At 65.6% G+C, this 21,870-nt stretch carries 18 protein-coding genes; 12 read left to right on the forward strand and 6 right to left on the reverse strand.

All coding sequences use genetic code 11. The features are described 5' to 3' along the window. Positions 1–110 precede the first annotated feature (110 nt). Complete coding sequence (locus tag AB6806_RS17250) at positions 111–899, reverse strand: SDR family NAD(P)-dependent oxidoreductase (protein ID WP_142023232.1); 789 nt, start codon at positions 897–899, stop codon at positions 111–113. A gap of 111 nt (positions 900–1,010) precedes the next feature. Here AB6806_RS17250 and AB6806_RS17255 point away from each other — a divergent pair, with 111 nt between their 5' ends. After that, the gene (locus AB6806_RS17255) at positions 1,011–1,574 is read left to right on the forward strand and encodes a TetR/AcrR family transcriptional regulator (RefSeq protein WP_370955012.1); all 564 of its coding nucleotides are present in this window, start codon (positions 1,011–1,013) and stop codon (positions 1,572–1,574) included. A 44-nt stretch (positions 1,575–1,618) separates the two neighbouring features. On the opposite strand, the gene AB6806_RS17260 is transcribed toward AB6806_RS17255, so the two are convergent. Then, positions 1,619–2,497, reverse strand: a complete 879-nt coding sequence (locus AB6806_RS17260; RefSeq protein ID WP_038363422.1) for a LysR substrate-binding domain-containing protein — start codon at positions 2,495–2,497, stop codon at positions 1,619–1,621. 106 nt (positions 2,498–2,603) lie between these two features. On the opposite strand from AB6806_RS17260, the gene AB6806_RS17265 reads away from it, so the two are divergent. The 7 genes from AB6806_RS17265 to AB6806_RS17295 all read left to right on the forward strand — a co-directional run bounded on the left by AB6806_RS17265 (position 2,604) and on the right by AB6806_RS17295 (position 11,257). Continuing rightward, positions 2,604–3,749: a 2-aminoethylphosphonate--pyruvate transaminase gene (locus AB6806_RS17265; RefSeq protein ID WP_370955013.1), complete on the forward strand. Its 1,146-nt coding sequence runs from the start codon at positions 2,604–2,606 to the stop codon at positions 3,747–3,749. Between the two features lie 10 nt (positions 3,750–3,759). Further along, complete coding sequence (gene phnA, locus AB6806_RS17270; protein WP_370955014.1) at positions 3,760–5,013, forward strand: phosphonoacetate hydrolase; 1,254 nt, start codon at positions 3,760–3,762, stop codon at positions 5,011–5,013. Position 5,014: 1 nt separating this feature from the next. Beyond that, positions 5,015–6,466, forward strand: a complete 1,452-nt coding sequence (phnY, locus tag AB6806_RS17275) for a phosphonoacetaldehyde dehydrogenase (RefSeq protein ID WP_142023206.1) — start codon at positions 5,015–5,017, stop codon at positions 6,464–6,466. Positions 6,467–6,572: 106 nt separating this feature from the next. After that, positions 6,573–7,592, forward strand: a complete 1,020-nt coding sequence (locus AB6806_RS17280; RefSeq protein WP_142023205.1) for a putative 2-aminoethylphosphonate ABC transporter substrate-binding protein — start codon at positions 6,573–6,575, stop codon at positions 7,590–7,592. Between the two features lie 116 nt (positions 7,593–7,708). After that, complete coding sequence (locus AB6806_RS17285) at positions 7,709–8,803, forward strand: putative 2-aminoethylphosphonate ABC transporter ATP-binding protein (protein WP_142023204.1); 1,095 nt, start codon at positions 7,709–7,711, stop codon at positions 8,801–8,803. Further along, positions 8,800–10,515: a putative 2-aminoethylphosphonate ABC transporter permease subunit gene (locus AB6806_RS17290; RefSeq protein ID WP_370955015.1), complete on the forward strand. Its 1,716-nt coding sequence runs from the start codon at positions 8,800–8,802 to the stop codon at positions 10,513–10,515. The genes AB6806_RS17285 and AB6806_RS17290 overlap by 4 nt, the downstream gene beginning before the upstream one ends. 10 nt (positions 10,516–10,525) lie before the next feature. Next, positions 10,526–11,257 (forward strand): metallophosphoesterase family protein, encoded by a 732-nt coding sequence (locus AB6806_RS17295; protein ID WP_142023202.1) that lies wholly within the window; start codon positions 10,526–10,528, stop codon positions 11,255–11,257. A 9-nt stretch (positions 11,258–11,266) separates the two neighbouring features. Here the strand turns inward: AB6806_RS17295 and AB6806_RS17300 are convergent, their stop codons facing one another. Then, positions 11,267–12,136: a LysR substrate-binding domain-containing protein gene (locus tag AB6806_RS17300; RefSeq protein WP_142023201.1), complete on the reverse strand. Its 870-nt coding sequence runs from the start codon at positions 12,134–12,136 to the stop codon at positions 11,267–11,269. Between the two features lie 145 nt (positions 12,137–12,281). Here AB6806_RS17300 and pbfA point away from each other — a divergent pair, with 145 nt between their 5' ends. After that, positions 12,282–13,643, forward strand: a complete 1,362-nt coding sequence (pbfA, locus tag AB6806_RS17305; protein WP_142023200.1) for a (R)-1-hydroxy-2-aminoethylphosphonate ammonia-lyase — start codon at positions 12,282–12,284, stop codon at positions 13,641–13,643. 9 nt (positions 13,644–13,652) lie between these two features. Further along, a complete protein-coding gene (locus tag AB6806_RS17310) occupies positions 13,653–14,663 on the forward strand; it encodes a 2-hydroxyacid dehydrogenase (RefSeq protein WP_142023199.1) in 1,011 nt (336 codons plus the stop codon). 161 nt (positions 14,664–14,824) lie between these two features. Here AB6806_RS17310 and purU read toward each other — a convergent pair whose 3' ends face one another. The 3 genes from purU to AB6806_RS17325 form a co-directional block, all read right to left on the reverse strand. Next, entirely contained in the window at positions 14,825–15,727 is a 903-nt protein-coding gene (gene purU, locus AB6806_RS17315) for a formyltetrahydrofolate deformylase (RefSeq protein ID WP_370955016.1), read from the reverse strand. Positions 15,728–15,738: 11 nt separating this feature from the next. Further along, on the reverse strand, positions 15,739–18,159 hold the full coding sequence (locus tag AB6806_RS17320) for a GcvT family protein (protein WP_142023197.1): 2,421 nt from the start codon (positions 18,157–18,159) through the stop codon (positions 15,739–15,741). Positions 18,160–18,232: 73 nt separating this feature from the next. Continuing rightward, positions 18,233–19,003 carry a DeoR/GlpR family DNA-binding transcription regulator gene (locus AB6806_RS17325; RefSeq protein WP_112763705.1) on the reverse strand — a complete coding sequence of 257 codons (771 nt, stop codon included), beginning with the start codon at positions 19,001–19,003 and terminating at the stop codon, positions 18,233–18,235. Between the two features lie 550 nt (positions 19,004–19,553). Here AB6806_RS17325 and AB6806_RS17330 point away from each other — a divergent pair. After that, the gene (locus AB6806_RS17330) at positions 19,554–20,456 is read left to right on the forward strand and encodes a helix-turn-helix domain-containing protein (RefSeq protein WP_142023196.1); all 903 of its coding nucleotides are present in this window, start codon (positions 19,554–19,556) and stop codon (positions 20,454–20,456) included. Between the two features lie 127 nt (positions 20,457–20,583). Continuing rightward, entirely contained in the window at positions 20,584–21,870 is a 1,287-nt protein-coding gene (locus AB6806_RS17335) for an MFS transporter (protein WP_112763707.1), read from the forward strand.

Below are 21,870 nucleotides of genomic sequence, written 5' to 3' on the forward strand. Positions count from 1 at the left end.
GCGCCTGTTTCTTGCCGTAGCGGTCGAGGATGAAGGCCTTCATGATGCTGTTCCTCCAGATCAGGCGTCAGCCATGATGGCGGCCGGATAATCGATGTTTCGTTTGATGCTCAGGCGCCCGTGCGATACCGCTCGGCGGGGCGTGCATTCCGGTAGTTCGGAAGCATGGCCTGACGCGCGGCCTCAAGCGCGTCCCACTGCCCGGCATCGGGAAGCGGCGGGATTGTCACAGCTTCGCGGCGGTCGAAGCCCACCAGCGCCGCATCGACCAGATCGCCCACCTCCATAACCCCGGTCATGGTATCGACCTCGGCGCCGACATGGTCCCAGATCTCTGTTCGCGTCGTGGCGGGAAGCACGGCCTGGACGTAGACGCCCTTTGGGCCGAGCTCGAGGCTGAGTCCCTGCGACAGGAACAGAACAAAGGCCTTGGTTGCGCCGTAGACGCTCATTCCGAATTCCGGCGCCAGGCCGACCACGGAGCCGATGTTGACGATCGCCCCTTCGCCGTTCTCTGCAAGTCGCGGAGCGATGGCGCTGGCAAGCCGCAGAGGTGCGGTCGTATTGAGCGCCACGAGGCGTGCCACGTCATCGGTGCTCTGCTCGATAAAGCTGCCGCCAATGGCGGTTCCGGCGTTGTTGACGAGAACCCCGATACGGACATCGTCGCGCAGCCTGGTCTCCACCGTCGCAAGGTCTCCCGGTCGCGTAAGGTCGGCCTGGATGATGTCGATCGCCACGCCCGTCTCCTGACGCAGCCGATCCGCCAAGGCTTCCATGCGCGCGGTGTTACGGGCGACCAGCACCAGGTCATGCCCGCGGCGCGCGAAGCGCTCGGCATAGGCGGCGCCGATGCCGGTGGAGGCGCCGGTGATGAGAACTGACGGAATGACGGTCATAGGGTTGCTCTCTTTTGTGGTCGCATTTATATTCATGACGATCATCATGATCGATGCTAAATATGATGGCCATCATGTAAGTGTCAATGGTTGCTCGCGGAGAATTTTGAAATGAAGGTCAGTCGAGAACAGATGGCGGAGAACCGTCGCCGGATCCTGGATGCGGCCAGCCGGCTGTTTCGCGACAAGGGGTTCGACGCGGTCGGCGTCGCGGAGGTGATGAAAGCCGCCGGTCTCACCCATGGCGGTTTCTATGGCCACTTCAGCTCGAAGGACGATCTGATCGCGCAGACCCTTGCCCATGTCCTCGCCGCGAATGCGGGCGAAGGGGGCGATTTTCGCGCGTATCTGGATGCTTATCTTTCAACCGGTCATCGCGACAACTGCGCCGGTGGTTGCCCGACCGCTGCCCTCGCTGCGGCCGTCCGCCATCAAACCCCAGCTGCACGCTCGGCCATGACCCAGGGGCTGCGGTCGCAGCTTGACCGGATCGGCGAGGCGCTCCCGGAGTTGGATGTGGCGGACAGACGCCGCGTGGCGATCGGAAGCTTTGCGGCGATGGTGGGAGCTATGATCCTCACCCGGGCGGTAGACGATCCCGCGCTCTCGGATGAGGTCCTGGAGCAGACGCGTGATTGGATCGATGCCGGGATCAATACGGCATCCGCCAGCTAAGGGCTCTGTCCGGCGTCCTGATACGGCCGAATCTGGCCTTGGTGCTAGGTCCCTTCGACGATTTGCTGCACCATCTCGAAGAAGCTCCGGACCAGAGGCAGGCGGCGCCGCTCCGCCCGGCAGGCCACATATTCTCCGACGCTGAAATCAGCGCCGGTCAAGGTCAGCCGCTTTAGGTTGGAGTCAGGTCTGAATTCGGCTTCGAAGACGACGCCAATGCCGAAGCCGGCCGCGACAGCCTCTCGAACAGCCTCGCGCGATTGCACTTCGAGCAGGTTCATCGGTTTGACGGCAGCCATCGACAGCCTGTTCTCGATCACCTCCCTCGTGATGGATCCCCGTTCGCGCAAGACGATATCCTGGCCTGCGAACGCTTCGATGGGGATGCTGTCGTGCCGAGCGAGTTCATGGTCGGCCGCGATGAACGCGATCAGATTGTCCGACCGCAGCTTGATGCTGTGGATGCGAGGATCGGAGTTCGGGCGCGCCGTGATCGCGACATCGGCGACGAAATCCATGATCTGATCGACGACCTCGGACGAGTTGCCGATGGTCAGCGAGAAGGTGAGCCCCGGGTAGTTCGCACGCATCTTCGCGAGGGCCGCCATGACATGCGTCGCGCTGTCAGCCGCAATCCGCAGATGGCCGCGCTGCAACGTTCGCGTGCCGGCCAGGAGAGCCTGCGCCTCGTCCTGGGCGGTGAACAACCGGGCGGTGATCACGAAAAGGCTCTGCCCGAGCGGGGTGAGCCTGACCTGCCGGCCCATCCGATCGAAAAGACGCACACCATACGCGTCCTCAAGCGCCTTCACCTGCGTGGAGAGCGTAGGCTGGCTGAGATTCTTGGCCTTCGCCGCGCTGGTAAAACTTCCCGCTTCGGCCACGGCATGAAACGCAGCGAGGCCGGAATAGCTGACGGCCATATCTATAGATCCTCTCTATATCAAACATGAAGAGGATGTATTGGACCTATGTCAAGAGCGTGTTCTAGCGTCGGCCATCCGCTGGAAAACGAGAGCGAGACCTGCAATGGCCCAAGCCCGACGCCCCGCCACCTCCGAAACTGGCGATCCGCTGCTTCTGACGCCGGGACCTTTGACGACCAGCCGCGCCATCAAGGAGGCCATGGTGCATGACTGGGGCTCGCGCGACGCGACCTTCGTCGGCATCAACAAGGCGGTTCTGGAAGAGCTGCCGAAGATCATCCATGGCGGCGAGGATTTCGTCACCGTGCCGATGCAGGGCTCCGGCACCTTCGCCGTCGAGGCGATGCTCACCACCTTCGTGCCACGCGACGGCAAGATCCTGGTCCTGATCAACGGGGCCTACGGCCAGCGCGCCAGGCGCATCCTGGAGATCGCCGGCCGCGCCGTCGCCATCCACGAGACCGCCGAGGACACCCCGCCCGATCTCACCGAGATCGACCGGATGCTGGTCACGGATACCGCCATCACCCACATCTTCACCGTCCATTGCGAGACGACCAGCGGCATCCGCAACCCGGTCGAGGCGATCGCCGCGCTCGCCAAGCGCCATGGCCGCCGCCTGCTGGTCGACTCGATGAGCGCGTTCGGGGCCCTGCCGCTGGACAGCCGCGAGGTCTATTTCGACGCGGTCGCCGCCTCCTCGAACAAGTGCATCCAGGGCGTTCCCGGGCTCGGCTTCGTCATCGCCCGCAAGAGCGCACTGGCCGAGACCAAGGGCAATGCCACGACGCTGGTGCTCGACCTTCACGACCAGAATGCCGGCTTCGAGCGCACCGGCCAGTACCGCTTCACCCCGCCGATCCACGTCATCGTCGCCTTCCACGCGGCCTTGCAGGAATTCTGGGCCGAGGGCGGCGTCGCAGGCCGCGGCGAGCGCTATGCCGAGAACGCCCGCATCCTGATCGAGGGCATGGAAGGGCTGGGCTTCCGCACGCTGCTGCCGGCGGCCCGGCAGGCGCCGATCATCGTCACCTTCCACATGCCGCAGGACAAGAACTTCGTCTTCCAGCGCTTCTACGACGCGCTGAAGGATGCCGGCTACGTCATCTATCCCGGCAAGCTGACGGTCGCGGACAGCTTCCGCATCGGCTGCATCGGCGCGCTGGGCGCACAGGACATGCGCGCCTTCGTCGCCACAGTGTCGGATGTCCTTGATGAAATGGGCGTCGGCCTGAAGTCGGCCGCTTGAGGAGGTGATGATGAACATGCATTCGAAAGTCGGGTCGGATGTCGTCGCGAACGGTCGGGGTTATGCCCGGCCGCAGCGCCCGACGGTTGTGATCTGCATGGACGGTTCGGAGCCGGCCTATATCGAGGCTGCCAGCGCCAAGGGCCTGACGCCGAACCTCGACCGGATCATGAGGACCGGCGCCAGCACCCACGCCTATTCGGTGATCCCGAGCTTCACCAACCCCAACAACCTCTCGATCATCACCGGCCGCCCGCCGGCCTGGCATGGCATCGCCGGCAACTTCTTCTACGACCGCGAGGCCAAGGAAGAGGTGATGATGAACGATGCCCGCTTCCTGCGGGCGCCGACCATCCTGGCGGAGTTCCAGAAGGCCGGCTTCAAGGTCGCGATGGTCACCGCCAAGGACAAGCTGCGCACCCTGCTCGGCAAGGGCCTGGATTTCGCCTCGGGCAGCGCTATCGCCTTCTCCTCGGAGAAGGCCGACAAGGCGAACAAGGCTGAAAACGGCATCGAGAACGTGCTCGGTTTCGTCGGCATGCCGGTGCCATCAGTCTACTCGGCCGATCTCTCGGAGTTCGCCTTCGCTGCCGGCGTCAAGCTGCTAGAGACCTTCAAGCCCGACCTGATGTATCTCTCGACCACCGACTATGTGCAGCACAAGGCGGCGCCCGGCTCGGAGATGGCCGATAGTTTCTACGCCATGTTCGACGGTTATGTCGGCAAGCTCGACGCACTCGGCTGCACGCTGGTCATCACCGCCGATCACGGCATGAACGACAAGCACCTCGCCAATGGCGAGCCGGATGTCGTCTATCTCCAGAGCCTGATGGACGAGTGGTACGGCCGGGGCACGATGCGCGTGATCCTGCCGATCACCGACCCCTATGTGGTCCATCACGGCGCGCTCGGCTCCTTCGCCACGGTCTATCTGCCGGATGGCGCGAGCCAGGAGGAAGTCGCAGCCCGCATTTCCGGGATCGAGGGCATCGCCCTGGCGGTGACCTCGGCGGAAGCCTGCGAGCGCTTCGAGCTGCCGGCCGACCGGATCGGCGATGTCGTGGTCGTCTCGACGCGCCAGAAGGTGATCGGCACCTCGCCGGACCGACATGATCTCTCCGGCCTCACAGAGCCGCTGCGCTCGCATGGCGGCATCACCGAGCAGCGCGTGCCGATGATCGCCAACCGGCCGATCACGGTGCCGCAGGGCCGCACGCTCCGCAATTTCGACGTCTTCGACGTCGCCTTGAACCTGGTGAACTGAGATGAACGCGACGGTGAAGCCGCCGGTGCGGCGCGAGGCGATGCGCATCGCCGGCAAGCTGGTCACGACCGACGACATGGTCGAGGTCAGGAACCCCTATGACGACAGCGTCGTCGGCCTGATCCCGGCCGCCCGGCCCGAGCATGTCCGCGAGGCCTTCGCCAAGGCCAAGGCCTTCAAGCCGACGCTCTCGCGCTACGAGCGCCAGCAGATCCTGCAGAAGACGGCCGAGCTGCTGCGCGACCGCAAGGAGCTCTTCGCGAAGCTGATCACGGCGGAAGCCGGCCTGTGCTGGAAGGACTCGCTCTATGAAGCCAGCCGCGCCTATGACGTCTGGTCCTTCGCGGCGCAGCTCACCATCAAGGACGATGGCGAGATGTTCTCCTGCGACATCTCGCCGAACGGCAAGGCGCGCAAGATCTTCACCACGCGCCAGCCGCTGCTCGGCGTGATCTCGGCGATCACCCCGTTCAACCACCCGCTCAACATGGTCAGTCACAAGCTGGCCCCGGCGATCGCGACCAATAACCGTCTCGTGCTGAAGCCGACCGAACTGACCCCGCTGACCGCGCTGGCACTCGCCGACGTGCTCTACGAAGCGGGCCTGCCGCCGGAGATGCTCTCGGTCGTCACCGGCAACCCCTCGACCATGGGCGATGCGATGATCACCGATCCCGATGCGGACCTGGTGACCTTCACCGGCTCGGTCCGCGTCGGCAAGCACATCGCCAATACCGCGGGCTACAAGCGCATCGTGCTGGAGCTCGGCGGCAACGATCCGCTGATCGTCATGGAGGATGCCGATCTCGACAAGGCGGCGGAGCTTGCCGTCACCGGCGCGACCAAGAACTCGGGCCAGCGCTGCACGGCGGTGAAGCGCATCCTGGTGGTCGAGAGCGTCGCCGACGTCTTCGCCAAGCTCGTCGTCGAGAAGGCCAAGAAGCTGAAATGCGGCGACCCGATGGACCCCGCCACTGATGTCGGCTGCGTCATCAACGCCCGCTCGGCCGCGCTCTTCCAGGCCCGCGTCGACGACGCCGTCAGCAAGGGGGCCGAGGTGCTCTACGGCAAGCGGGCGGAAGGGGCGCTGTTCCACCCGACCGTGGTCGACAAGATCCCCTACACTTGCGAGCTCGTCCATGAGGAAACCTTCGGCCCGGTGATCCCGATCATCCGCGTGCCCGACGACATCGCGCAGGTGATCGCGATCTCGAACTCGACCGCCTATGGTCTCTCCTCCGGCATCTGCACCAACCGCTACGATTACATCCAGCGCTTTGTCGCCGATCTCGAGGTCGGCACCGTCAATCTCTGGGAAGTCCCGGGCTACCGGATCGAGATGTCCCCCTTCGGCGGCATCAAGGATTCCGGCCTCGGCTACAAGGAGGGCGTCGTCGAGGCCATGAAATCCTTCACCAACGTCAAGACCTGGTCCATGCCCTGGACCGCGTGAACAAGAAAAGCCAGCGCAGGCGGAGCGATCCGCCTGCGTTTTTGCATATCAGGGGAAGAAAACGTCCGAAGAGCGTTCAAACTGATCATAAAGAGGGGATGAGATCATGAAGAACTGGCTAGCTTCCTGCGTCATCGGTGCCTTTGCGCTCGCACTTCCGGGGATCGCTCACGCGCAGAAGACCAAGGTGACGATCTACACCGCGCTGGAGAACGACCAGCTCGCGCCTTTCAAGTCGTCGATCGAGAAGGCGGTGCCCGAGGCCGAGGTCGTCTGGGTCCGCGACTCCACCGGCGTCATCACCGCCCGCTTCCTCGCCGAGAAGGACAATCCCCGCGCCGACATGGTGATGGGCCTGGCAGCGTCCAGCCTCCTGATGTTCGAGAAGGCAGGCCTGCTCGAAACCTACAAGCCTGCCGGGGCCGATGCCCTGAAGCCGGTCTTCCGCGATCCCAACAGCCCCTATACCTGGACCGGCATGGACGCCTATCTCGGCGTCGTCTGCTATAATACGGCCGAGGCCAAGGGTGTCCCGGTCCCGACCTCCTGGAAGGACCTGCTCAACCCGGCCTTCAAGGGCAAGATCGTGATGCCGCATCCGGCTTCGTCGGGCACCGGCTACCTCATGGTCGCCGGCTGGCTGCAGAGCATGGGCGAGGCCGAAGGCTGGAAGTTCATGGACGGGCTGCACGAGAATATCGGCGCCTACCTGCATTCGGGCTCCGCGCCTTGCGTCCAGGCGGCGCGCGGCGAGCGCACGATCGGGCTGGCGCTCGATATGCGCGGCGCCTCCGAGAAGAGCAAGGGCGCGCCGATCGAGGTGGTGATCCCGAAGGAGGGCGTGGGCTGGGAGATGGAAGCCAGCGCCATCGTCAAAGGCTCGAAGAATCTCGCGCTCGCCAAGAAGATCGCCGACTGGTCGACCACGAAGGACGCCAACGAGCTCTACTCCAAGACCTATGCGATCGTCGCCGCGCCCGGCGTCGAGAACAAGCCGGCGAACTACCCCGCCAATGCCGAGGCGGGGATGATCAAAAACGACCTCGGCTGGATGGCCGATAACCGCGAACGGGTGCTTGCCGAGTGGTCGAAGCGCTACGAGTCGAAGGCTGCGCCGAAGAACTGAGCCTCTGCCATGCCGCCGGCCGCGTGGGCGGCCGGCGGCATGATCCGTGCAAGACGCAAGAGAAGTCCCGCCGCTGTTCGCGGGACGGATCTCTGTCCGTTCAGATGAAGGCCGGCATGATGTCCAGCAATACGACACCCTTCCTCTCCATCCGCCAGGTCGCCAAGAATTTCGGCGCGTTCAAGGCGTTGCGCGACATCAACCTCGATATTCATCGCGGCGAATTCGTCTGCTTCCTCGGCCCGTCCGGCTGCGGCAAGACCACCTTGCTGCGGGCGGTCGCCGGCCTCGATCTCCAGGACAGCGGCACGATCCATATGGGCGGGCGCGACGTCTCGCATGCCAGCCCTTCCGAGCGCGATTTCGGCATCGTCTTCCAGTCCTATGCGCTCTTTCCCAATCTCACCGTCGCCGACAACGTGGGCTACGGGCTGGTCAACCGCCGCCGCTCCCGCGACGAGATCAGCAAGCGCGTGAACGAGCTTCTCGCCCTCGTCGGCTTGCCGGAACAGGGCAGGAAATATCCGGTCCAGCTCTCGGGCGGCCAGCAGCAGCGCGTGGCGCTGGCGCGGGCTCTCGCCACCTCGCCGGAACTGCTGCTGCTCGACGAGCCGCTCTCTGCGCTGGATGCCAAGGTGCGGGTGCGCCTGCGCGACGAGATGCGCTCGCTGCAGCAGCGGCTCGGCGTGACCACGATCATGGTGACGCATGATCAGGAGGAGGCCTTGGCGATGGCCGACCGTATCGTCGTGATGCGGGATGGCGCGGTCGAGCAGGTCGGCTCGCCCGAGGAGATCTACCGCCGCCCCGCGACGCCCTTCGTCGCCGATTTCGTCGGGCACATGACCTTCATGGACGCGATCGTGACCGGTCCGGGCAAGGTCCGCGTCGACGAGCTCGACCTCGTCGTCGCCAATGCCGCGCCCTTCGCGGTGGGCACGCCGGTGCGTCTGGCGATGCGGCCCGAGGAGGTCCGCACGCGCAGCATCGGCGAGGACACGCCCAACCGCTTCGAGGCGACGATCGGGGACCTCGCCTTCCTCGGCTCCTATTGCCGCGCGCATCTCCAGCCGACGAGCTCGCGCGCGACCAGCATCGCCGCCGATTTCTCGACCAATGCGATGCGCGATCTCGGCATTGTCCCGGGGCAGGTCCGCGCCGTCGCCTTTCCGCCCGAGGCGCTGCACGTCTTTGCCGGGGACGGACGATGAGCGATCTGGCACAGCCCCTGCCGATGACCGATACGCCCGTGAAAGTCGCGCCGCTGCGGATCAGCGAGCGCCATGTCGCCGGCGCGCTCATCCTGGCGCTCTGCTCGGTGCTGGTCCTGATCATCGCGCTGCCGCTCTGGGCGCTGCTGTCCAAGAGCCTGGAAGACACGCAAGGCAAGTTCGTCGGCCTCGCCAATTTCGTCAGCTATGCGACGACGCCCTCGCTGTTCTATTCGCTGCTCAACAGCCTGCTCGTCGCCGGCGTGACCACCGTGATCGTTGTGCCGCTGGCGTTCCTCTACGCCTATGCTTTGCGCCGGAGCTGCATCCCGGCCAAGGGCGCGTTCTATGCCGCCGCGATGGTGCCGGTCTTCGCGCCCTCGCTGCTGTCCGGCCTCGCGCTGATCTACCTCTTCGGCAATCAGGGCATCCTGAAATCCCTGATGATGGGCGCCTCGCTCTATGGCCCCATCGGCATCATCGCGGCCGAAGTGCTCTACTGCTTTCCGCATGCGATGCTGATCCTCGTCACGGCGCTGGCGCTCTCGGACGGGCGTTTGCGCGAGGCGGCGGATGCGATGGGCACCTCGCGCTGGCGCATCTTCCACACGATCACCCTGCCGGGCGCGCGCTATGGCGTGATCAGCGCGACCTTCGTCGTCTTCACGCTGGTCATCACCGATTTCGGCATTCCCAAGGTCATCGGCGGCCAGTTCAGCGTGCTGGCGACCGATGCCTACCGGCAGGTCGTCGGCCAGCAGAATTTCCCGATGGGCGCCGTCGTCGGCATCATCCTGCTGGTGCCGGCCGTGCTCGCCTTCTTCGTCGACCGCGTCGTGCAGCGGCGCCAGAGCGCGATGCTGTCCGCCCGCGCCGTGCCTTACGTCCCGCGTCCGGACCGGCGCCGCGACCTCGCGCTGCTCGGCTTCGTCGGCCTGATCGCGCTCGCCATCGTCGGCCCTTACGCGGTCGCCTTCTGGGGCTCCTTCGTCAAATACTGGCCCTATAACCTGTCGCTGACGCTGAGCAACTACGACTTCGCCCAGGTCGAGCCCGACGGCTGGGGCACCTATGCCAACTCGCTGATGCTGGCCTCGCTGACGGCGGTGATCGGCACGGCGCTGATCTTCACCGGCGCCTATCTGATCGAGAAGGTGAAGCTCTTCCCGCGCCTGCGCGCCTTCGCCCAGTTCCTGGCGATGCTGCCGATGGCGGTGCCCGGCCTCGTGCTCGGCCTCGGCTATGTCTTCTTCTACAATGCCGGCTGGAACCCGCTCGGCTTCCTCTATGGGACGCTGACGATCCTGGTGATCAACACCGTCGCGCATTTCTACACGGTCGGGCACATCACGGCGCTGACCAGCCTGAAGCAGCTCGACGGCGAGTTCGAGTCGGTCTCGGCCTCGCTCAAGGTGCCGTTCTGGTCGACCTTCCGCCGCGTGACCGCGCCGATCTGCCTGCCGGCGATCCTCGACATCGCCGTCTATGTCTTCGTCAACGCGTTGACCACGGTCTCCGCCGTGATCTTCCTCTATGGAGCCGACACCAAGCTCGCCTCGATCGCAATCGTCCATATGGACGAGGCCGGCGCCATGGCTTCCGCAGCGGGCATGGCGAGCATCATCATGGTCACCGCCATCGCGGTGAAGCTCGCTCATGTCGGCCTCGACCAACTGGTCTTCGGCCGCTTGCAGCAATGGCGCCAGCGCTAGGATGCCGAGCATGCGCCTGGGCGTGATCGCCGATGTCCATGGAAACCTGCTCGCGCTCGAAGCCGTGCTCGCGAGGCTCGATGAGATGTCCGTCGATCGCCTCATCAATCTCGGCGATTGCGCTTCCGGGCCGCTCTGGCCGGCCGAGTCCGTCGCGCTGCTGCGTTCGCGCGACATGAGCCACGTCCGGGGCAATCACGACCGGGCTCTCGGCGCGGCCTCGCCCGAGGGACTGGGGGCATCCGATGGCTATGCCTGGCGCGTGCTCGATCCGCAGGCGCGCGGCTGGCTGGCGGGCCTGCCGGTCGAGGCCATGGTCGAAGGGGCGCTCTGCTTCCATGCAACCCCCGACCATGACGAAACCTACCTGATGGAAGAGGTGTATGATGGCCGTCTCGTGCCTTCGTCGATCGCGGCGATCGAACAGCGCCTCAAGGGACGGGCGGCGCCGCTGATGCTCTGCGGGCATAGCCATCTGCCGCGCGCTACGCGGCTGAGTTCCGGTGCGATCGTGCTCAATCCCGGCAGCGTCGGGAATCCGGCCTATGACGACACGAACCCGACCCATGTTTCCGAAAGCGGCATGCCTCATGCCCGCTTTGCCGTCGTGACGCTCGGCGAGGAGATCGCGATCGAACATCACCTCGCGATCTACGATTGGGAGCGCGCGGCCAAACGGGCAGAGGCGAATGGACGCGCCGACTGGGCGCACGCCTTGCGAACCGGGACAGCGCTGCCGTAAAGCGGCGCGCTAGCCGCGCAGGGACCGCGCCAGCGCGAAAAAGGCCTGGATCGCCTTGCTGTTGCGGCGCTCGTGCAGGCAGATCAGCTTCTCGTGCATCTTGAGCGGCGGCCCGTCGAGCGGAATGCGGACGAGCCGCGGATCGTCCTCGCCGAACTCGGCCGCCGAGACGAAGCCGATCCCGCCGCCGGCCGCCACGATGGCGCGCACCGCCTCGCGGCCCTCGGCCTCGATCGCATAAGCGAGCATGACGCCCTGCTCCGCCGCACGCTGCTCCAGCAATTGCCGCGTGCGCGATCCGCGCTCGCGCATGACGAGCGGCCAGCTCGCCAGCTCTTGCAAGGAGAGCGTTGCACGGGCCGCCGCCGGATGCCCCTTCGCGGCAAAGGCGATGATCGGTGAGACGTTCAGCGGCAGCACCGCGAAGGGCCGTTCGTCGCCGAGCTCACCCAGAACGCCGATCTCGGCATCGTAGCCGATCAGCGTCTCGACGATGCTGCCGGTGTTGCCTTGCGCGATCGAGACCTGGATGCCGGGATGGCGCTCGCGGAAGGCGGTGAGCACATCGAGCACATGATGCACGGAATCCGCGACGATCCTGAGCGCGCCGGTCCGCAGCGAACGCTCCTCCTGCAACAGCTCCAGCGCCTCGCCCTCGGCACCGAACAGGCGATGCGTGACAGCCAGCAATCTTTGCCCTGCCGCTGTCAGCACGATCTGGCGATGACGGCGGCTGAACAGGGCGACGTCGTATTCCTCTTCCAGCTTCCGAACCTGATCCGAGATCGCGGGCTGGGTGAGGTTGAGCGCCAGTGCCGCCTTCGAGAACCCGCCGGACAATGCGACCTGATGGAAGGCACGGAGCTGAACGTAGCGCATGGCGGGGCGGAGCCTCGAAAAGCCGACGCGGAATGATATCGCTGAAATTTATACTTGGATATGAAATAGCGATTTTTCAGATTGATGGAACGAAGGCATTCTGAGCCTCGACAGCGCCCCGCCGGCGCGAACCGAGGCCTTTACCATGCGCGCCGAAGCCGCCGTCATCGTCCATACCGAGGGCGAATCCAACACCTCCGCGGCGCGCGGCGACTGGTCCGCCGGGATCGGCGATGCCGGTACCCGCGAATTGCTCGCGCGCGATTCCGCAGCCTTCCTGCACCAGAGCCTGTCGAGCCCCTGCCTCACAGCCATCGCCAAGGCGGAAGGCATCTGGATCGAGGACACGATGGGCCGCCGCTACATGGATTTCCATGGCAATAGCGTGCACCATATCGGCTATGGCCATCCGCGCCTGAAGGAGGCGATCAAGGCACAGCTCGACGAGCTCTGCTTTGCGCCGCGGCGCTTTACCTGCGAGCCGGCGGTCGAGCTTGCCGAGACTCTCGGGCGGCTGGCGCCGGGCGATCTCGGCAAGGTACTCTTCACCACCGGCGGCTCGGATGCGATCGAGGTCGCGCTCAGGCTCGCCCGCGCCGCGACCGGCCGGTTCAAGACCCTGTCCTTCTGGGACGCCTTCCATGGCGCCGGCTTCGGCGCCTCCAGCGTCGGTGGCGAGGCGACCTTCCGCTCCGGTATCGCCGGCCCGCTCTTGCCAGGCGCCGAGCATGTCGCCCCCTGGGGCACCCGCAACTGCGCCTATGGCCACGACAATCTGGAAGATTCCGCGCGCGCCTGCGCCCGCATGATTTCCTATGTGCTGGCGCGGGAAGGCGATGTCGCGGCGGTCGTCGCCGAGCCGATGCGGGCGACGCCTTATCCACCGGCGCCGGGCTTCTGGAAGAGCGTGCGCGAGGCCTGCGACCGGCACGGCACATTGCTGATCTTCGACGAGATCCCGACCGGTCTCGGCAAGACCGGGCGCTTCTTCGCCCATGAGCATGACGATGTGCAGCCCGACATGGTCGTGCTCGGCAAGGCGCTGGGCGGCGGCATGCTGCCGATCGCAGCGGTGGTGGCGCGGCGCGATCTCGACGTCGCCGGCGGCTATGCGATCGGCCATTACACCCACGAGAAGAACCCGGTCACGACCCGCGCGGCGCTGACCACCATCAACATCATCCGCGAGGAGGGGCTGACGGAGCGCGCCGCCGAGCTCGGCGCCTATGCGATGGAGCGCCTGCGCCATTTCGGAGCGAGCTGCGCGTCCGTGGGCGACGTGCGCGGCCGCGGTCTGCTCTTCGGGATCGAGCTCGTCTCGGACCGCGACGCCTGGACGCCTGACAATGCTTTGGCCGAGCGCGTTTATTACCGCTGCCTGGAGGCGGGCCTGAGCTTCAAGATCAGCCAGGGCAATGTGCTGACCCTGTCGCCGCCGATGGTGATCGCGCAGGCCGATCTCGAACGCGCGCTCGGCATCGTCGAGCAGGCGATCCTGGCGGGTTGAGGGGCGGTGATGAAGGCTGTCCGCACCGACCAAGAACTGGAATGCCCGGAGATCGACGCCGGGCTTCGCGCCCGCGGCGTCGATCTCGTCACACTCCCTGACGGAATCGCCGAGGAAGCGCTGATGCGGGAGGTCGCCGACGCCGACCTGCTATTGATGTGCTACACGCCCGTCACCGCGCGGGTGATCGCGGCGGCGCCCAAGCTCAAGGGCATTGTCAAATACGGCGTCGGCATCGACGCGATCGACATCCCCGCCGCGATCGCGCGCGGCATCCCCGTGGTCAACGTGCCCGAATATGCCGAGGAGACGGTCGCGGAGGGCGCTTTCGCCCTGACGATCGCGCTGGCGAAGCGCCTGCCGGAAATCGGTCGTGCCGTCCAAAGCGAGGGCTGGATCTGGCCTGCGCAGGGCTGGCTCGGCCGGGACATTTCTGGCGCGACGCTGGGGCTGGTCGGCACCGGCAAGATCGGCCGCAGCATGGCGCGGATGGCGGGGCGGGGCTTCCGCGCGCGCGTCCTCGGCTACGATCCGCATGTCGATGCGCAGACGATGGCTGCCGCCGGGATCGAGAAAGTCGACGACCTTCACGTGATGCTCAGGCAATGCGATCTGGTCTCGCTGCACAGCGTTCTCAACGAAGAAACCCGCCATATCATCGGCCGGGCGGAGCTTGCTTGCCTCAAGCCAGATGCGATCCTCGTGAACGTCTCGCGCGGCGCGCTGATCGACGAGGCGGCGCTGGTCGAGGCGGTGCTGGCGGGCAAGCTCGGCGGCGTCGGGCTCGACGTCTACAGCCAGGAGCCGCTCGCCCGTTCCGGCCATCCGCTCAGCCCGCTCTTCGGCCGCGACGACGTGATCCTGTTCCCGCACCTGACCTTCTTCACGGCCGAGGCGATGCGGCGGCTATCGGACGACACGCTGGCGCGCTGCTTCGAGGTCCTCGACGGCAGGCCAGTCCAGATCCGCTCGCGTGATCCGCGCCTGCGGGCGCAGACGCGGAACGTCGCCTTCGCGTGAGCGGTTCCAGAGCAGGCCGAGCAATCTCAAAGCCGCGCCGTCATCCCGGGCTTGCCCCGGGATCCATCGAAGGGCGCAGAGCCTTGCGATGGATCCCGGATCGGCGCTGCTGCGCAGCTTGTCCGGGATGACGGTGTGGTTCCGAGGAGAACACGTCGGTCTTAGCGGAAGATCACCGTGCGACGGCCGGCGAGCATCACCCGGCGCTCGATATGGAGCCTGAGCGCCCGCGCCAGCACGACCGCCTCGATATCGCGCCCGGCACTGACCAGATCGTCCGGCGTCAGCGAGTGGTCGGCGCGGCCAACGTCCTGGTCGATGATCGGGCCCTCGTCGAGATCGGAGGTCACATAATGCGCGGTGGCTCCGATCAGCTTCACGCCGCGATCATAGGCCTGATGGTAGGGCTTCGCGCCCTTGAAGCTCGGCAGGAACGAGTGGTGGATGTTGATCGCCCGCCCGTCGAGCGCGCGGCAGAGGTCGTTGGAAAGCACCTGCATGTAGCGGGCGAGGACGACCAGCGATGCTTCGGTCTGCGCGACGATCTCCAGCAGCTTGGCCTCCCGCTCGGCCTTGGTGGCCACCGTGACCGGCAGGTAATGGAACGGAATGCCGTAATTCTGAGCCAGCGGCTCGAAATCGCGGTGGTTCGAGACGATGGCCGGGATGGTGATGTCGAGGTTTCCCGTCGCCTGGCGAAAGAGCAGATCGTTCAGGCAATGGCCGAAGCGCGAAACCATCAGGACGACACGCTGCGGGCGCGTCGGGTCGATGGTATCCCATGCCATGCGGAAGGTTCCGGCGACGCCGTCGAATTCGCGCCGGAAGGCGGCCTCGTCGAAGCGATCACCCGCCGCAAAGGCGACACGCATGAAGAAGCGGGCGTCGCGCGGATCACTGAACTGCGCACTTTCCAGGATGTTGCAACCGTGCCGGTAAAGGACTCCGCTGACCGCATGCACGATGCCGGGCCGGTCCTCGCAGGAAAGGGTGAGGATACGGGCGGGCTTCTGCACGGCGATGTCGCGGGGAATGCTGAGCGAGAGCGGCGCAAGGTCGGTCATGGCCGCGCGCCTCACGCCGGCTTGCGATCGAGAGGCGCCGCGAGGCTGGCCGTGACGGCGACGGCCGTCCCCGCCAGATCGATCGTCCATTTGCGGGCATCGAGCCAGGCTTGATCAATTGGTTCGTGGCTTTCGGCCCAGCCGAGCGCGACGATTCCATCGACAGTCGCACCGAAGGCCGCCGAGGTGATCTCGCCGACGGGCTTGCCATCGGCCAGGATCGCCTCGCCGCCCCAAGCCATCTGGCCGGTCGGACGTGGGCCGATGAGCGCGACGAGCCTTTTGGTGCGTGGCGCGGCCTTGGCGGCGACAAGGGCTTCGCGGCCCATGAATTCGCCCTTGTTCAGATTCACGGCGAAGCCGAGACCGGCCTCGTAGGGATTGATATCGGGCGTCAGCTCACGTCCCCAGGCGCGAAAGCCCTTCTCGATGCGCAGTGAATCGACGGCGTAGTAGCCGACATCCATGAGGCCGAGATCGGCCCCGGCCTTGTGGAGCGCGTCATAGATCGCTGGCGTGAACTCGACGGGAACGTACAGCTCGAAGCCCTCACCGAGATAGGAACGGCGGCACGCCCAGCTCGTGGCATAACCGATCGTGATCTTGCGGATGGCATTGGCCGGGAAATCGGCGAGGTCGAAGGAGGTCGGCGAGAGACGGGCCAGGATCTTCGCCGCATTCGGCCCGGCAAGCGAGAGCACGGCATAGGCCGAGGTCACGTCCGTCAGCGTCGCGCCCTCCGGGAGCTGGCGCCTGATCCAATGCGCGTCGCGCGTCGCCTGGGCGGTACCGGTCAGCAGAAGATAGGTGTCCGGCGCAATTCGGGCCGCCGTCAGGTCGCTTTCGAAAGTGCCGCGCGCGTTCAGGAGAGCGGTGTAGACGGAGGTGCCCACGGGCACTGCAACGTCGTTGGCGGCCAGACGCTGCAGCGCAGCCTCGGCCTTTGGCCCCTGCAGCAGGAACTTGGCGAAGCTCGACATGTCGACGAGGCCCGCTGCCTCGCGGCAGGCCCGGTGCTCGGCCGCCACCGTGTCGAACCAGTTCTGCGGACCGAAGGAATAGCCGATCGTGCGCTCCTCCTCGGAGCGGGCAAAGTAGTTCGCGCGCTCCCAACCCATTTTCGAGCCGAAGACGGCCCCCTTGGCCGCCAGGCGATCGTAAAGCGGCGAGCGGCGGAAGGGCCTTGCCGTATCGAGCTCGCGGTTCGGCCAGGGCATGGCGTAGTGAAGGCCGAGCGTCTCCTTGATACGGTCCTTCAGCCAGGCCGGATTGTTGTTGAAATCCGCGAAGCGGCGGATGTCGACCGGCCAGAGATCGCTGGTCGCCTCGCCCTCGACGATCCATTCCGCCAGCGCGCGGCCGGCGCCTCCGGCGGAAGCGATGCCCATCGAGTTGAAGCCGGCCCCGACATAGACGCCGGCCACTTCCGGCGCCTCGCCGAGCAGAAAGTTGTTGTCGGGCGTGAAGCTCTCGGGACCGTTGAGGAAGGTCTTGATCTCGGCTGTCTCCAGCGCCGGCACGCGCTCCAGCGCGTTCTCCATCAGGATGCCGAACTGGTCCCAATCGTCGGGCAGGAGCTGGAACTCGAACGGGTGGGGGATGCCGTCCATGCCCCAGGGCTTCGCATCCGGCTCGAAGCCGCCCATGACCAGCCCGCCGACCTCCTCCTTGAAGTAGATATAGCCGTCGGGATCGCGCATCACCGGCAGGTCGGGCGTCACGCCCGCGATCTTGCCGGTGACGATGTACATGTGCTCGGCCGAATGCAGCGGCACCGAGACGCCACACATCTGTCCGATGGTGCGCGACCACTGTCCGGCGCAGATCACCAGCACCTCGCATTCGACCCGGCCCTGATCGGTCTGCACCGCCTTGACCCGGCCCTTCTCGGTCTCGATGCCAGTGACGCGGATGCCCTCGCGCACGGTCGCGCCGCCGCTGCGGGCGCCGCGTGCCAGCGCCTGCGTGATGTCGGAGGGGTTCGCCTTGCCGTCGCCGGGAAGCCAGACCCCGCCAAGCAGATCGTCGGTGCGCATCACCGGCCATTTGTCACCGGCCTCCTGCGGGCTGAGCTCCTCGATCTCGACGCCCTGTGCCCGCGCCGCCGAGATCGTCCGGCGCAACTGCGTCATGCGCTCCGGCGTCCGGGCGACGGAAACCGAACCGCAGCGTTTCCACCCGGTTGCCAGCCCGGTTTCGTTCTCCAGCGAGGCGTAAAGCTCCGTCGAATAGCGGATCAGGCGCGTCATGCTGGACTGGCTGCGGAGCTGCCCGACGAGGCCCGCCGCATGCCAGGTCGTGCCCGAGGAGAGGCGCCCCTGCTCAAGCAGCAGCACGTCGCGCCAGCCGAGCTTCGTCAGGTGGTAGGCGACCGAGCAGCCGATGATACCGCCGCCGATAATGACGACGCGAGATTGGGAAGGAATGGACATGAGCGCCTCCGCGATGAAGGCAGCTTATCGTGTCAAAACACAAAAAACAACAAAAACCACAAAATCGGTCAAATTAACCGGCGAGCACGCGAACCCTGTTTTCGGCGAGTTTTGCACCGATCGTCTCTGGCGGAAGCCGGTCGACCAGCAATGCAGCGCAACGCTCCTCGCCCTCGATTCGACTGGGCAAAACCAGCCCGAACTTGCTGCTGTCGGCCATGAGAAAGCCCTGCTCCGCCGCGTGCAGAAGCGCACCCCGGATCGCCGCTCCGGCGCGGTTGTAGTCGGTGAGCCGACCTTCCACGTCGACCCCTCCGACGCTGACAAAGGAAAGGTCTGCCGAGAGGCGCGCAATCGCCCGCAGGGCCTCGGAACCTGAGGTGGCGTCCTCATTGCGGTCGAACTCGCCGCCGATCAGAAAGACCCGGGCCCCCGGCAAGCGGCTGACCAACCGCGCGTTTTCCAGGGACGTCGTGTGGACCACCAGCCTCTTGCGGTCCGATCTGGCCAGCGCGCGGGCTACGGCTTCGGTCGTCGTGCCGGAATCGAGCAGGATCGTCATGCCGTCGCCGAGCATCGAGGCCGCCAGGCTGGCGATCCGTTCCTTGCCCTCGCGATTCACGGACCGGCGGCTCGCGAACGATGCTTCCGAGCGCTCGTTGCGAATGGCTCCGCCATGAACGATCGACAGCCGTCCGTCTGCGGACAAGACCTTGAGGTCGCGCCGGATGGTTTCGCGCGAAACCTCAAGCGATCGGGCAAGCTCCTCGACAGTGACGGATTCCAGCCGATCGAGGTCGTCCAGGATGGCGCGATGCCGTCGCGCTGCAATATCGCGTGTCATGCAAACGAGACCAAAAGTCCGATCCAGCGGATGAATTCAATCGGCATATGCCCGCGACGGGCGCTTGGCAATCGAGCTCGCTTGGCCACTGGCGCAGCGGGAACAAGCCTCTTCTGGCAGGATCAGGAGCCCAGATTCGCCATCGACCTTCGGTGTCCCGCCTGTGCGACAGGACGATCGCACAGAGCGCGGCGCCGTTCGGAGTGTCGGCCGCCCGAAGCATTCGTCTGCTCCGCTCCTGCTTCCCGCGAGGGTTTCCAGATATGTAAGGCCGATCTCTTCGCGGCTGCGCGGCTCGGTGCAAGCCGCATATTCGCTCGTCAGCGGCCGCTGCATGGGGATCGGCGGATCCGGTTGCTCGAACGGGATTGGGCGACTGGCGCGGCACGCAAGCCGGAGTTTGCATCGCGGCCCGTTCGCAAACTGTCCGGTGAGATCAACGTCGACCGTTCTGTCGCGGAATCGAACCTAAGATGGCTGCGGGGTCGTTGGTGGCCAGTCCAAACGATCGATGCTATTGGAGGCGGTCTTTGCAGCTTGATCCAATTCGATGCAGCTGAACCCGCTTCTTCACGCTGAGCTTGTCACAGGTCGAAGGCAGTCAGCTCTCATCGATCTTTGGTCGACGACGGGCTTTGCTGCGGCCGTGAGCGAGGTGACCGGGCCACATCTCTACGAGTTTGGCGAACTGCCTGTCCCGACGGTCGCGATCACACTCTACGACGTCCGCCGCCACGTGTTGATCGAAGATGGCCGGATCCGGCGCGACGGGCCCGTTCATGCGGGGCGTTTTCGCATCGGGCAGCCGGGGCGCAGTGTCGTCGTGGATGCGGTGCCCGAGGTCGGATCCGGAAAACTGCTGCTGCTCTACCTTGGCAAAGCGCTGCTCAAGGAGGTCGGTGCCGCGCGCGGATCAGCCGCCCCGATCGCTCTGATGGACATGGCTTGGGATATCGAAGATCCGCTGCTGAAAATGTCGGCCCAGCGGCTGGTCGAAGCGAGCGACAGCGGCCAGCGGCCCAATGCGCTCTTGGCCGAGCAGATCGCCTACACACTCGCGCTGCACCTGTCGGACCGTTACGCAGCTCCTGGCTCGCCGAAATCCGATCGTCTACCGAGCCTGGACGAGACAATGTGCGCCCGCGTTGCAGAGTTCGTACAAGCCAACGCCAGCGCTCCGGTCACCTTGGCTGCGATGGCGCAAGTGGCTGGCATGACCCCTTCCAGCTTCATCCGAAGTTTCAAGCGCTCCACCGGCCTGACACCGCACCGTTTCGTGGTGGAACAACGCGTGCTCGCCGCCCGGCGACTGCTCGCGACCTCCAATCTGCCGATCGTCGAGATCGCCCTCGCGGTTGGCTTCTCCTCGCAGTCGCATTTCGGCGTCGCTTTTCGAGCCATAACGGGCGAGAGTCCGGCGCGCTATCGCCGCCTGCAGCGCGGGCACGGATAATTTTTCGACAAAACGGCGGACGTTGGTGTGCCGCTGGAGAATTTTCCGGCAGACGTCTCCCAACGTTTTGGAAGACCTCTCCTTCGAGCTGATCGCCCATGGAAGGCGAATGCAAGGGAGGTTACGAATGCCGACATCTTCAAGCACGATCGCGCCGGTCGAGGATACCAGCCTGACCGGCTTCTACAGGGACATGACCGTTCCCGAGAAGCGCACCTTCTGGGCCTGCGCGACGGGCTGGGCGCTCGACGGCATGGACTTCATGATCTATCCGCTGGTGATCGGCACGATCATTATGCTCTGGCAGGTCGATGCCGGCACCGCGGGTCTTGCCGGGACGGTAACCTTGCTTGCCTCAGCGCTCGGCGGCTGGGGGGCCGGCTATCTCGCCGACCGCATCGGCCGGGTCCGTACCCTGCAGCTGACGATCATCTGGTTCTCGTTCTTTTCGCTGCTCTGTGCGTTCGCGCAGAATTTCGAGCAGCTCCTCATCTACCGCGCCTTGCTGGGCCTCGGCTTTGGTGGCGAATGGGCCGCGGGTGCGGTGCTGATGGGCGAGACGATTCGCGCGCAATACCGGGGCCGGGCCGTCGGCTCGGTCCAGTCGGGTTGGGCCGTCGGCTGGGGGCTCGCCGTGCTGGCGCAGGCCGCGCTGTTCTCCCTGCTGCCGGCCGAGCAGGCCTGGCGCTGGATGTTCGCGATGGGAGCGCTGCCGGCGCTGCTGGTCCTCTATCTGCGCGCCTATGTGAAGGAGCCGGAGGTCTCGGTCGAGGCTCGCGCCAAGCTGGCCATCTCCGGCGATCGCCCGTCGATCCTCGAGATTTTCCAGGGCCCGATCCTGAAGACGACCATCCTCGCCTCGCTCGTCACCACCGGTTGCCAGGGCGGCTACTACGCCATCACCTTCTGGGTGCCGCGTTTCCTGACGACCGAACGGAAACTCTCCATCGTGAGCTCGACCGGCTATCTCTCGGCGCTCATCATCGGCTCCTTCATAGGCTACCTCGTCGGCGCGTGGTTCGCGGACAAATACGGCCGCCGCAGCCTGTTCCTGACCTTTTCGCTGGGGGCTATGGTGGTCGTCCTCGCCTATACGCAGCTCCCACTCTCGAACGAGCTGCTCTGGGTTCTCGGCTTCCCGCTCGGCTTCTTCGCCTCCGGCTATTTCTCCGGCATGGGCGCCTTCCTGACGGAACTCTATCCGACCAGGCTGCGCGGCTCCGGCCAGGGCTTCTGCTACAACTTCGGGCGCGGTGTCGGCGCGCTCTTCCCCTTCCTCGTCGGCTATCTGTCGCAGATCACGACTCTCGCCAACGCGATCTGCCTCTTTGCTCTGTTCGCCTATGTGCTGTTTTTCTTGGCCGCCTATGGGCTGCCGGAAACGCGCGGCAAGGTGCTGCACGCCGATGGTTGA

It is taken from the genome of Allobosea sp. RCC_152_1 (assembly GCF_041360765.1).
Lineage (GTDB): Bacteria > Pseudomonadota > Alphaproteobacteria > Rhizobiales > Beijerinckiaceae > Allobosea > Allobosea spartocytisi.